The 12,086-nt window shown below is 64.7% G+C and carries 10 protein-coding genes and 1 tRNA gene; 8 read left to right on the top strand and 3 right to left on the bottom strand.

The genetic code is table 11. The features are described from left to right. Window positions 1-55: 55 nt before the first annotated feature. Window positions 56-970: a septal ring lytic transglycosylase RlpA family protein gene (locus ACQR1H_RS12685; protein WP_315799985.1), complete on the bottom strand. Its 915-nt coding sequence runs from the start codon at window positions 968-970 to the stop codon at window positions 56-58. A gap of 926 nt (window positions 971-1,896) precedes the next feature. Here ACQR1H_RS12685 and ACQR1H_RS12680 point away from each other — a divergent pair. Next, window positions 1,897-1,986, top strand: a tRNA-Ser gene (locus ACQR1H_RS12680). A gap of 145 nt (window positions 1,987-2,131) precedes the next feature. Here ACQR1H_RS12680 and ACQR1H_RS12675 read toward each other — a convergent pair. After that, window positions 2,132-3,361: a hypothetical protein gene (locus ACQR1H_RS12675; protein ID WP_434907613.1), complete on the bottom strand. Its 1,230-nt coding sequence runs from the start codon at window positions 3,359-3,361 to the stop codon at window positions 2,132-2,134. A gap of 478 nt (window positions 3,362-3,839) precedes the next feature. After that, window positions 3,840-4,571: a Spy/CpxP family protein refolding chaperone gene (locus tag ACQR1H_RS12670; protein WP_434839553.1), complete on the bottom strand. Its 732-nt coding sequence runs from the start codon at window positions 4,569-4,571 to the stop codon at window positions 3,840-3,842. Window positions 4,572-4,961: 390 nt separating this feature from the next. On the opposite strand from ACQR1H_RS12670, the gene ACQR1H_RS12665 reads away from it, so the two are divergent. The 7 genes from ACQR1H_RS12665 (at window position 4,962) to ACQR1H_RS12635 (ending at window position 12,046) form a co-directional block, all read left to right on the top strand. Beyond that, window positions 4,962-6,302, top strand: a complete 1,341-nt coding sequence (locus ACQR1H_RS12665) for an ABC transporter substrate-binding protein (protein ID WP_315799987.1) — start codon at window positions 4,962-4,964, stop codon at window positions 6,300-6,302. Window positions 6,303-6,426: 124 nt separating this feature from the next. Then, window positions 6,427-7,362, top strand: coding sequence for a carbohydrate ABC transporter permease (locus ACQR1H_RS12660; protein WP_315799988.1), 936 nt, complete (start codon window positions 6,427-6,429; stop codon window positions 7,360-7,362). Further along, on the top strand, window positions 7,362-8,273 hold the full coding sequence (locus tag ACQR1H_RS12655; protein ID WP_315799989.1) for a carbohydrate ABC transporter permease: 912 nt from the start codon (window positions 7,362-7,364) through the stop codon (window positions 8,271-8,273). The genes ACQR1H_RS12660 and ACQR1H_RS12655 overlap by 1 nt, the downstream gene beginning before the upstream one ends. A gap of 19 nt (window positions 8,274-8,292) precedes the next feature. Continuing rightward, window positions 8,293-9,393: an ABC transporter ATP-binding protein gene (locus ACQR1H_RS12650; protein WP_434907612.1), complete on the top strand. Its 1,101-nt coding sequence runs from the start codon at window positions 8,293-8,295 to the stop codon at window positions 9,391-9,393. A 29-nt stretch (window positions 9,394-9,422) separates the two neighbouring features. After that, the gene (locus ACQR1H_RS12645) at window positions 9,423-10,421 is read left to right on the top strand and encodes a hydroxyacid dehydrogenase (protein ID WP_316236493.1); all 999 of its coding nucleotides are present in this window, start codon (window positions 9,423-9,425) and stop codon (window positions 10,419-10,421) included. Window positions 10,422-10,665: 244 nt separating this feature from the next. After that, window positions 10,666-11,076 (top strand): hypothetical protein, encoded by a 411-nt coding sequence (locus ACQR1H_RS12640; RefSeq protein WP_316178771.1) that lies wholly within the window; start codon window positions 10,666-10,668, stop codon window positions 11,074-11,076. Window positions 11,077-11,254: 178 nt separating this feature from the next. Further along, window positions 11,255-12,046 (top strand): transporter substrate-binding domain-containing protein, encoded by a 792-nt coding sequence (locus tag ACQR1H_RS12635; RefSeq protein ID WP_434872789.1) that lies wholly within the window; start codon window positions 11,255-11,257, stop codon window positions 12,044-12,046. Window positions 12,047-12,086: the final 40 nt, after the last annotated feature.

The raw sequence follows: 12,086 nt of genomic DNA, 5'->3' as shown, positions 1-12,086 counted from the left end.
GCGAGGGACGGCTGGTTCGACGTGCGAGATCGTATTCCGTGAGCGTATTGCGTGATCAGTACAGACCGCGGCCGCCGAGGATCTCGCGGGCCTCATCCGCGCCGTCGTATGCGCTGGTCGGCGTCACGTAACGGCCGGCCTGATCGTAGGACACGGCACGCGGATTATCGAGGCTGCGTCCGCGGCTCCGGCTGGAAGCCGACATCTCCGACGTCGCCGCGACCGACGCCAGGTCGGCGGAGGTGTTGCCGAGCGTGTAGGGACGCCCCTCGGGCAGCGGGACTTCGCCGCGAATCGGACGACCTGCGCCGATCTCGGGAACGAACGGCTTGGCGGAGGCGACACGGACCAGGGACGGCGCCGGCGCCGGGATGCCGGTGCGCAGGGTCGCCATCAGCTGGGTATCGTCGGACCCTTCGAGAGGCGCACGGCCGACATATTCGACGCGGACGCGGGCGATGCCGCTGCCCTTGAACTCGAGCAGATCGGCGGCCTTGTTGGAGACGTCGATCAGCCGGTTGCCGTGGTACGGGCCGCGATCGTTGATGCGGACGATGAGCGATTTGCCGTTGGCAAGATTGGTGACGCGGGCATAGCTCGGCAGCGGCAGGGTCGGATGGGCGGCCGTCAGCGACGTCATGTCGAAGACCTCGCCATTGGCGGTCAGCCGGCCGTGAAAATCATCGCCATACCAGGAGGCCAAGCCCTCGGCGCGGTAGTTGGTGTCCTCTTCGGGAACATAGGTCTTTCCGGCCACGGTATAGGGCTTGCCGACGCGGTAGACGCCGCCGCCCTTCGGCACCGGCTCGCCGAATCCGACGACGCGCGGGCTCGACGATACACCGTATTTCGGATCGACCTTGCTGGCGAACTTGTTGGACGAGGCGCAGTTCGCGACCATCAGGCAGGCGAGGACGGCAACGGCACTGCGCACCGCTCTCTCGACCGGATCTGTTTGACCAATCCCCATCGACCCCGATTACCAATGAGCCGGTCGCAGCCGAGCCATCCCATCAGGCCCCCGCGTCCCGGCTTGTCCCCGAGTCGCATCCCCGCAACTCAATACACAAGGATAACGCAACCAGAACACGGCGGAAATGGGGTGGGCCCCGCCGTGGTTAACCGGAGCTTTCCAGCGGTTGTGACGCGGACCATGGCCGCCCAGGCGTGCACTCCGCTGCGCCACTGTGTTGCGAGTGCACCTTTTGGGACACATATGTTGCGTGAAATCCTCACCTGGGAGTGTTCTCATTTCGCGGGACCTGAATCATTTTGACTGTGCGGGGCTGCACGTCGTTTGCTTCACGTGGGGCGCAACAGGGTGTGTTCGCTATGATCGAAGCAATGACGGCAGTGATGGGCTTGGTTGGCGCCGGGATCTTCCTTGCTCATGCGTTTGAAGGGGTCCGCTCGCGGGCCTGATTCCGGACGGATCGGACAGCCGACGCCATGGTCGGCTCTCGTCCGTTTCAATGTTTGCGTCCGCTTTAATAACGACACTTCAGGAGCATCCCTGAAGCCGGAAGTTTCGACCAGAAGATCATCCAGACCGTTCGTCGCCCGGCCCTTGGTTTTCTCCGGCCGGTGTGAGATCGGACCGGTAGCGCAGCCGCAGCAGGTGGCCCATGCGACACCAAGATCTACGACATCAAGCGTTGCGACATCAGGACTTGCTCTCGGGCAGCTTTCTCGCCCTGGCAGCGCTGAGCACCGCAGTCTTGTGCTCCGGCCTGATGGCCTTTGCGCTCAGGTGAGCGTGGGCTTTGAGCTGAGGCCGTCCTGGCAGGCGTGAATGCGCCGTTGACGAGCCGCAAGCCCGCACCCTAAACAAGGATCGCGTCGATCCCGCGCCGCCGTGGCGTGGACGTCGCCGACGTCCAGGACACGACGCCGGATGGAAGGGTGGCCGAGTGGTTTAAGGCACCGGTCTTGAAAACCGGCGTGCCCGCAAGGGTACCGTGGGTTCGAATCCCACCCCTTCCGCCATTCCCGTATTTGCTGGCAGCAAACTGCAGGCAGCAGGATTCGCCCGGCGATGCACTGTTCCATACTGGCAGACGCGAGAGGCTGAGAAATCCGGCCGCTGAGGCGTTGAGCCTGCCCGCAGGGTCGCGCGCGCCCCCCCCCCCGATCAGTGGCTGACGTGCGCGCCGTTGATCGCTCGCGGCGCACCGTGAACGTCGGCAGCTTCCGGCGGCACGCCGACCCGCTCCATCAGTTCGCGAACGTCGCGGATGCGGCTGTCGAGAAGGCCGTGCATCTCTCCAAGCGTCCAACGCAGCTCATCCACCGCGCCCGGTGCTGCGTCGGGAAAATGCGAGAGATGATAGATCATCTCGTTGAGGACCTGCCGCAGCCCGTACAGGTCGTCATGGGCGAGCTTCTGGACGTCGAGCTGGCCGAGCAGCCGCTGCACGAAGCTGCGGCGATCGGGCGGCACATGGCGCAGATCGACGAACCGGTTGACGTGGAAGGCGCGCGGCGCCTCGGGGCTGCCGGCCGCGTGGGCCAGCGCGAGGCGCACGCTGTCCGCGTTGAGGTCCTCGGTATCGACGGAGAGCGTGTTCGGGAACAGGCTCTTGTGCCGTTCGATCAAGGCGTGGGTCTTGTCGTAGTACCAGCCGAACTTGTCGGCCAGCGACAGATCCATCCATTGCTGCTTCGACATCTCTCCGAAGTGGACAGCGGTCGGACGCTTGCGCTGCGCGGCCGGCGAGTCGGCGTAGTAGAGGTGGTTCTGCGGCGACAGCGCCGCATTCTCAACCAGGCTTGCGATGCACGCCGCCCGGTCGCGCCGGCGCAGATGCACCAGCGTGACCTGGTCGCCGAGGAGCTCGGCGATGATCGGCAGCACGGCCGCATAACCGTTGCCGACGACGCAGGCATGGGGGCAATCGAGGATCGTCTGACGAATCTGATCCGCGAAGCTGGGATCGTTGGTTTCCTTGAGCTGGCAGAACAGCTCGTTGAGCTCGCTCGACGCCCATTCGTGCACAGCCCTGTCGCCGTTGCCCTGGTTGTCGAACACCTCCTGCATCATCCGCGCGAGCGACGTCGTGCCGTCCCGGCCGGTGCCGACGCACAGCACCCGCAGCGCGGAAGGCGGAGAATTCCTCAAGGCCACGTCACGGCGATTGCCGGAGGGGCGCGTCGCTCCATTGTCCGAGACCACGGCCGGACGCTGGCGCGTCAGCCGGCGAAGCTCCGCGGATGCCGCCTCCCACTCCAGCCTGTAGCCGTCGCGCTCGTCGCGCAGGCGGCCCATGATCACGCCCCTCTCTTCGGTGATGCGCCTGTACCGCTCGGACTCATCCTTCGCGGCGATCAACTCCGCTTGCAGCGCATCGACGAAGCGTTTCACATTCTCATCGAGGCGGCTTTCGGTGCTGGCGGTGCCAATCCCCAACCGGCCCTCGATCCATCGGCGCAGTCGCACTCTCGACAACAATCATCCTCCAAGATATCGAGCCGAACGGCCTGCTGATCGTCTGCCGTGCGATCGCTGCTGCGAATCAGCACGCCTGCGAAGACCGCCCTGCCGGCTCCGGCTCTCTACGTAATACAATTGCAATGTACATCAAAATGCGTCGCAGTTCGGTTGCAGAAGCAGCGCTGGTGGACCGGGACGTTGCGCGAGCACCCCGCTCGTGCTCGATAAATGTGCACGCCGCTGGAGCCTGCTTTCTCCCGGTCAGGCCGTCAACGCGACCAATCGTCATTCTTGGGGTAGTCAAATACCGTAGCGCGGTGCGGCCGCGGTGATCATGCGTCACGGCATGCCGCAGGCGCCGCTGCTGCCGCCGGACACAGACAGCCGCGGCGACGCCAACTCCGTCGAGCTAGTCCAGTCCGCGCTCGCGACTGAGCCGCACCATCTCGTCGATGAAGATCTGCTTCTGCCTGTCGTCGAGGCTGGTGAAGAGCGGCTCCGACGCGTCGGCCACGGCGCGCTGGTCGGCGGCGCGGTCGACCAGGAACTGAGCCTCGTTGCGCATCTGCTCGACGATGTCATCCGGCGGGTCGCGCTTCGACCGCGCGATGCGCAGATCGAGCCTGTCAGCGCCGTTGCGGCCGAGCGCGTGCATCGCATTGGCGAACGGACCCCAGTTCTTCGCCTGCTCTTCCGTCAGGTTCAGCCCGGTCTTCAGCCGCTCGACATTGCTGTCGCTGTTGGCGACGATCTGTTCGGCCGTGAGTTGCGGGGCGCCTGGCTGCGTCAGCATCGGCGTCGCCTTGGCGACCTTGCTCGTCTTCGCCGGCTTGGAAGGCTTCGCCTTCCTGGCCTCGGCCGGCGGTGCCGCGGGCTGCGCACTCTGCTGGTCGTTGTTGCCGGTGAACGCCCCGGTCACGCCGGTGACCACGCCGACGACACCGCCGATCGCGCCACCGAGCACACCGCCGACCGGGCCTGCCGCCTTGTTGCCTTCGCGCGCGCCCTGCTCGACGCCCTTGAACAGGCCCTGCGCGGCAGGCTGACGCGGTAGGCCCACGAGGCCGACGAGGCCCACTGACACTCCTATTGCGATGCATCCGAAAGACCGGCGCCAGATGCCGGCGGGGCTCGTCACCATCAGTTCATGCTCCGTGCAACACGTCCGACCGTCTCGCGACTTGCCGGTCGTGACGGCCATGATTCCAACGAATTCTATCGTTGCCGCACCGCGCAAGTCCATCTGTCGCACGCAGTGCGATGCATCCAACGCCTCCAGCTACATCGATTCCTGTTCTGCCGTGACGCGCTTTGCGCTGCAACGCTCATCGTTGCGATGCAATCAGTTGCGAGACCTGCGACGATTGTGCCCGCCATTAGTTCTAGGATTCGCTCCACCTGCTTTCTCGACAGCCGCTCGCAATTCTGCTCTGATTGCACCCAAGCGAAATCCATGCGTCGCATGACGCGACGCAACAACTAACAAATCGGATTCGCACCCAAACGCTTGGCTCACCAGGGAGGGAACGCCATGTCACGGAGGAAGCTGAACCGCCGACAATTCGTTGCTGCGACCGCTGCCACCTCGGCGGTCATGATTGCCGCGCCCTATGTGCGCGGCGCCTACGCCGCCGGCAAGCTCTCGATGGGATTCTGGGACCATTGGGTTCCCGGCGCCAATCAGGCTTCGACCGATCTCGTCAACGAATGGGCTGCCAAGGAGAAGGTCGAGGTCCAGATCGACTACATCACCAGCCAGGGCAAGAAGCTTGAGCTCACCATCGCTGCCGAGGCGGCGGCCGGTTCGGGCCACGACATTCTCGCCCATCCCACCTGGTGGCCGCAGGCCTATGCCAATCAGCTCGAGCCCGTCAACGACATCATGGAGCCGATCGTCAAGGAGAATGGCTCCGTCAACGGCACCGTCAAATATCTCGGCCAGGCTGGCGGCAAATGGCTCGCGGTGCCGGCCTGCGTCGGCAGCCAGATCAAGGGCCCTTGCACCCGTATCGATCTGATGAAGAAGCACGCAGGGATCGACGTGCAGGAATTGTATCCCGCCGGCAGCCCGCCGAAGGCCGACAGTTGGACCACCGAGACGTTCCTGAAGGCGGCGGAGGCATGTCACAAGGCCGGCGTGCCGTTCGGCATCGGTCTCGGCGAGACGACCGACAGCGTCGATTCCGCCGGCGCTTTCTTCCAGGCGTTCGGCGCCGATCTCGTCAACGCCAAGGGTGACGTGACGGTCAAGACCGATGAAGTCCGTCAGGCGCTGGAGTTCTACAAGCGGCTGATTGCCGTGCTGCCGCCCGACGTCGCGGCGTGGGACGACGCGTCCAACAACAAATGGCTGGTGTCCGGCAAGGGCGCGATGATCATGAATCCGCCGAGCGCCTGGGCGGTCGCCAAGCGCGATGCGCCGCAGGTCGCCGAGCAATGCTGGACGCACGGGTTCCCGGCGGGCCCGAAGGGACGCTTCGCACCCTTCCTGCCGTACTTCTGGGGCATCTGGGCGTTCTCGAAGAACAAGGAAGCGGCCAAGAGCCTGATCGTCCACCTCTCGAAACCGTCTTCGATCGAAAAGATGGTGGTGGCCAGCGGCGGCTACGACCTGCCGGCCTACGAGAAGCTGACGACGCTGAAGGTGTGGGCCGAGGCGGCGCCGCCAAAGGGGACGCTGTTTCACTATCCCAACCCCTATAATCACCAGACGCTGTCGATCGCAGCCTCCCCTGCTCCGCCCAAGATCGCACAGCAGATCTATGCACAGGCGACGATGACCAAGATGTGCCTGCGCTACGCCCAGGGCGAGAAGATGGAATCGACCCTCGCCTGGGCCGAAGGCGAGTGCGAAGGCTTCATGCGCAGCTGAGGCATGCTCGAAGCAACGCCGGCGGTCCGCCTCGGCAGGCGGGCCGCCCCCTTTCACCTCGTCAGTGTTTCCCATCCAGTGAGGACCCCGCCGTCGCAGGGGACATCACGAGGAGCCCTTTGTCATGGTTGATGCCGCCATCGGTGAAAACGCCGTCGCCCGCCCCCGTGCGGCCCGCCGCAATGGTCTGCACAGGGCGCTGAAGCGGAAATCGACCGCCGCTTTCCTGATGACGCTGCCGCTGATCCTGCTGATCGTGCTCCTGGTCGTCTATCCCGCCCTGTATTCGGTGCATCTGGCGACCCTGAACAAGTCGATGCAGCGCTTCGTCGGCTTCGGCAATTTCGAGTTCCTGTTCAAGCGCGACACGTTCTGGCTGGTCGTCAAGCAATCCTGCATCTTCGCGATCACCGCCGTCGTCTTCAAGGCGCTGATCGGCTTCATCGTCGCGCATTTCGTCCACAACATCCCGGCCAAGGGCCAACGCAAATGGCGCGGCATGCTGCTGGTGCCCTGGGTGATTCCGCCGGCGATGAGCACGCTGGCCTGGCTGTGGCTGTTCGACCCGTCCTACAGCGCCTTCAACTATACGCTGTCGTTCTTCGGCATCGGCCCGATCCCGTGGACCGGTGATGCCGCCTGGGCGCGGTTCTCGGTGATCCTGGTCAACGTCTGGTACGGCGCACCGTTCTTCATGATCATGTACCTGGCCTCGCTGAAATCCGTCCCGGACCAGCTCTATGAGGCCGCGGCGATCGACGGCGCCAATTGGTGGCAGCGGATCTGGTACGTGACCCTGCCGATGATGCGCAACATCATCGCCATCACGACGCTGTTCTCGCTGATCGTGACGTTCGCCAATTTCGATATCGTCCGCATCCTCACCGCCGGCGGCCCGCTCGACAAGACGCACATCTTCGCGACCTGGGCGTTCCGCGTCGGCATCGAGGGCAGCGACATTCCGCTCGGCGCCAGCGTCTCGCTGTTCATGGTGCCGATCCTCGCGGTCGCCGCCATCTTCATCCTGCGCGACGTCAACAAGCGGGGGAACGAGTCCTGATGAGCACCATGACCGTCGACAAGGCCGGCCCGACCCGCAATGTCAAATACGGCTCGATGAGCCGCGACCGCGCCTGGGCGCTGCGCTGGTCGTATTTCTTCCTGACGCTGTTCGCGATCTTCTCGCTGGTGCCGCCGCTCTACATGCTGATCACCTCGCTGAAGGGCAGCGCGGAGATCTCGGCGGCGACCAACCCGTGGTGGGTGTTCCACCCGACGCTGGAGAACTATGTCGGACTGCTCACCTCGAACCAGTTCCTGCGCTTCTTCTTCAACTCCGCCATGGTCTCGATCATCGTCGTGATCATCACCATGCTGATCAGCATTCCGGCCGCGTTCGCACTGTCGCGGATGAAGTTCTGGGGCTCGGCGACGCTGGCGACCGGCGTGTTCCTGACCTACCTGATCCCGGACAGCCTGCTGTTCATTCCGCTGTTCAAGATGTTCGCGCTGGTCGGCGACGTCACCGGCATCCAGTTGATCAATCGCTGGTACGTGCTGCTGTTCATCTATCCGACGCTCACCGTGCCGTTCTGCACCTGGATCATGATCGGCTATTTCGCCTCGATCCCCAAGGAGCTCGACGAGGCCGCCATCATCGACGGCGCCTCCTGGCTGCAGACCTTGACGCGGATCTTCATTCCCGTCGCCCTGCCCGGCCTGATCGCGGCGACGATTTTCGCCTTCACCGTCTCCTGGGCGCAGTTCCTGTATCCGCTGGTGTTCACGACCTCGACCGACCAGCTGGTGCTGCCGGTCGGCATCGTCACCACCCTGATCAAGGGCGACGTCTTCAACTGGGGACAGATCATGACCGGGGCGCTGCTGGGCGCGGCGCCGCCGCTGATCATCTACGCGTTCCTGATGGACTACTACATTGCCGGGCTCACGGCCGGCGCGACCAAGGGCTGAGGACGGGAGTTGATCTGACATGGCTGAAGTGAGCTTGCGCAAGGTCGTGAAACGCTACGATGACGTCGAGGCCGTCCGTGGCATCGATCTCGACATCGCCGATCACGAGTTCGTCGTGCTGGTCGGCCCGTCCGGCTGCGGCAAGTCGACGACATTGCGGATGATCGCAGGGCTCGAGGACATCTCCGACGGCGACATCACGATCGGCGGCGACGTCGTCAACGACGTGCCGCCGAAGGACCGCGACATCGCCATGGTGTTCCAGAACTACGCGCTCTATCCGCACATGACGGTGGCCGAGAACATGTCGTTCGGGCTGCGGCTGAAGCACTATCCGAAGGCCGAGATCAAGAGCCGCGTGGCGGAGGCCGCGCGCATGCTGGATATCGCCGACCTCATCGACCGCAAGCCCAAGCAGCTCTCCGGCGGCCAGCGCCAGCGCGTCGCGATGGGCCGCGCCATCGTGCGCAATCCCAAGGTGTTCCTGTTCGACGAGCCGCTGTCCAACCTCGACGCCAAGCTGCGCGTGCAGATGCGCATCGAGATCAAGAAGGTGCACCAGAAGGTCCGCACCACGACGGTCTACGTCACCCACGACCAGGTCGAGGCGATGACCCTGGCCGATCGTGTCGTGGTCATGAACAAGGGCCGCATCGAGCAGATCGGCACGCCGAACGAGCTGTACCACAATCCGGCGACATGCTTCGTCGCCGGCTTCATCGGCTCGCCCGCGATGAACTTCGTGCCGTGCCGGCTCGAGGAGGCCAATGGCCGGCTCCACATCCGCCTCACCGATCGGATCGCCTTTCCGCTGCCGCCCGCGCGCGCCGCGCGCTATCAGTCCGTGTCACGGAATGAGCCGCTGCTGCTCGGCATCCGGCCGGAGCACATCACCGAGACCAAGCCGCATGCGGAGCCTGGGATCGAGCCGTTCGAGGCGCTGCTCGACGTCACCGAGCCGATGGGCATGGAGACGCTGGTCTACTTCACCCTCAACGAGACGCCGGTCTGCGGGCGAGTCAACCCCAATGCCGGCGCGCGGGATGGCAGCCCTCTGCGCATGGCAATGGACCTCAACAACATGCACCTGCTAAACGAGGCGACCGGGCTCGTGATCTGACGAGCACCAGGACGATTCAAGGGCAGGACATGACCACCAGGACGGCAACCAACAAGAACAAGATCCTCGTCACGGAATCCTTCTCGGCCAAGGGACGCGCGCTGCTCGCAGCGCGCGACGACGTCGAGATGATCGAGTTCCCCAACATGATCTCGGCTGCGGATTTCTCCGTGCTGCTCGCCTCCCATGCCCCGGTGCATGGTGTGGCTCTCGGTGCGACGCGCTTCGGCGAGCCGGAGCTCGTCGCTGCCGGCGACATGAAGGTCGTGACCAGGATCGGCGTCGGCTTCGATGCGGTCGACGTGCCGGCGCTGAGCCGCCACAAGGTGCCCTTGATGGTCGCGGGCACCGCGAATTCGCCGTCGGTCGCCGAGCAGGCGCTGTTCATGATGCTGACCTTGGCCAAGCGCGCCAACGAGATGCATGCCATGGTCAAGGACGGCACCTGGGGCTCGCGGCTCGGCGTGCTGCCGTTCGATCTCTACGGCAAGACCGTGCTGATCATCGGCTTCGGCCGCATCGGCACCCGCACCGCCAAGCGCTGCCTGGCGATGGAGATGCAGGTCCTGGTCTACGATCCCTACAAGCCCGCCGCCGACATCACCGCCGCTGGCTGCGAGCCGGTAACCGACCTCGACGCCGCGCTGCCGCGCGCCGACTTCGTCAGCATCCATTGCCCGAAGACGCCCGAGACCATCGGCCTGTTCAATGCCGCGCGTCTGCGGCTGATGAAGCCGACCGCCTATTTGATCAACACCGCGCGCGGCGGCCTGATCGACGAGGCCGCGCTGTACGACGCGCTGGCGTCCGGCCGCCTCGCCGGCGCCGGCCTCGACGTGTTCGAGCAGGAGCCGCCGCCGGTCGGCCACGCGCTGCATATGCTGCCCAACGTGATCATGGCCCCGCACGTCGCCGGCGTCACCCGCGAGGCGGTCGACCGCATGAGCGAGCAGACCGCGCGCAACATCCTCAGTGTGCTCGACGGCGAGCCGATTCGGCAGAACGTGATCAATCAGGACGTGCTCTGAATCGCGGGCTGGCGCCGTCTCGCGCTGATACTTGTGCTCAGTGCTCGAATGATCATGGCCGGGCTCCATCCCGGCCATTCACGTTTGGAGACGAGCCGGCTGAGTCGAGCGCCGTCCTGCGGGGATCTTCATCCACCGCTTTGTCGCCCAAATTTGAACGCAATGTTGCATCTCGCCCAGACTTCGCTACAACTGCAGCTATTGGCGTCGGCGTTTGCGCGCGTCAGTAGGAACAGAGGCGATCATGAGTGTTGCGACGGAGCACGCGCTCGCAACGATAGCGAGCATCCTCGACAAGCCGGAATCTGCGAAGCGTGACGACCGGGCGAGCGCGCCTGTTCCCAACTCTCCAGCCAGAAAGGCCACGGGTACGGTGGTCTCATTCGATCAGGCCGACGGCTACACCAAGATCGGTCCCGGCCCGATCTCTGCGATCCGCTTCCGCTGGACCGCGCGGCGCGGCGAGGACGGCTACTATGTCGATGAGACCGTCGGGCCGACCTCGATCGCCGTCAGTAGCGGCCCGATGACGGCCGAAGCCGCCATCGACATGGTCGACACCCGTGCGCGCGAGGCGGCCGAGCGCTTCGAGGCACTGAAGAACGAGATGACCGGCAAGGGTGCGTTTGCTCCGGTCGAACCCGGCCGGACCTAGCGCTCGGTGGCCGCGCATCGTTGAATGATGCGCGGCATTGCCTGGTGGACCAGGAGGCTCGACCGCTGGCGGCGGCCGTAAGCCGATCCGAACGATGCGACCGCCGCCTGCCCCTCGTCCCGCGACACCGCTTCCTGTAAGAAGACCCTCGTCCCACTCAAGCCGAGGTGTCGCAATCATGGGGTTTTTCGATCGTCCGCTGTCCGTCCTGACCGGGCTCGTCCTCGTCTGCAGCCTTGCCGTGCCGGCGGCCGCGGACCAGGCCTCGCGGCTCGACGAGATCGTGCAGCGCGGTAGCTTGCGGGTCGGCATGACCGGCGACTACAAGCCCTTCACCTATCTCGACAAGGCGACCGGCAAATTCTCCGGCTTCGACGTCGACATGGCCGAGTCGCTCGGCAAGGCCCTCGGCGTCAATGTCGAGTTCGTGCCGACGAGCTGGCCGCAGCTCATGAAGGATTTCGAGGCCGACAAGTTCGACGTCGCCATGGGCGGCGTGTCGATCACGCTCGACCGTCAGAAGAAGGGCTACTTCTCGACGCCGATCATGCGCGAGGGCAAGACACCGATCGCCCGTTGCAGCGACACCTCGAAGTACCAGACGCTGTCCGACATCGACAAGCCCGGCACCCGGGTCGTCGTCAATCCGGGCGGCACCAACGAGCGCTTCGCCCGCGCCAACATCAAGGCCGCCGACATCCGCGTCCACACCGACAACGTCACCATCTTCGACGAGATCGCCAAGGGCGACGCCGACCTGATGATGACCGACGCCTCTGAGACGCGCTACCAGCAGAAACTGCATCCTGGTGTCTTGTGCGCCGTCCATCCAGAGAAGCCGTTCGACTTTTCGGAGAAGGCCTACTGGCTGCAGCGCGACGTGGCGCTGAAGGCGTTCGTCGATCAGTGGCTGCATATCTCCACCGAGAACGGCAGCTATCAGGCGATCTACAAGAATTGGTTCGAGTGAGGCTGGCGGAGGCGACTAGTGGGGATTTCCCGTCGAGATC

Source organism: Bradyrhizobium sp. HKCCYLRH2015, from assembly GCF_051168215.1.
Lineage (GTDB): Bacteria > Pseudomonadota > Alphaproteobacteria > Rhizobiales > Xanthobacteraceae > Bradyrhizobium.
The sequence above is the reverse complement of the archived record's forward strand: the minus strand, read 5'-3'. Positions and strand labels throughout refer to the sequence as shown.

Excerpts from the sequence above, each read along its gene's own strand:
- ACQR1H_RS12685 (WP_315799985.1), bottom strand. The coding sequence starts at position 970 with ATGGGGATTGGTCAAACAGATCCGGTCGAGAGAGCGGTGCGCAGTGCC.
- ACQR1H_RS12670 (WP_434839553.1), bottom strand. The coding sequence starts at position 4,571 with ATGGTGACGAGCCCCGCCGGCATCTGGCGCCGGTCTTTCGGATGCATC.
- ACQR1H_RS12665 (WP_315799987.1), top strand. The coding sequence starts at position 4,962 with ATGTCACGGAGGAAGCTGAACCGCCGACAATTCGTTGCTGCGACCGCT.
- ACQR1H_RS12660 (WP_315799988.1), top strand. The coding sequence starts at position 6,427 with ATGGTTGATGCCGCCATCGGTGAAAACGCCGTCGCCCGCCCCCGTGCG.
- ACQR1H_RS12655 (WP_315799989.1), top strand. The coding sequence starts at position 7,362 with ATGAGCACCATGACCGTCGACAAGGCCGGCCCGACCCGCAATGTCAAA.
- ACQR1H_RS12650 (WP_434907612.1), top strand. The coding sequence starts at position 8,293 with ATGGCTGAAGTGAGCTTGCGCAAGGTCGTGAAACGCTACGATGACGTC.
- ACQR1H_RS12645 (WP_316236493.1), top strand. The coding sequence starts at position 9,423 with ATGACCACCAGGACGGCAACCAACAAGAACAAGATCCTCGTCACGGAA.
- ACQR1H_RS12640 (WP_316178771.1), top strand. The coding sequence starts at position 10,666 with ATGAGTGTTGCGACGGAGCACGCGCTCGCAACGATAGCGAGCATCCTC.
- ACQR1H_RS12635 (WP_434872789.1), top strand. The coding sequence starts at position 11,255 with ATGGGGTTTTTCGATCGTCCGCTGTCCGTCCTGACCGGGCTCGTCCTC.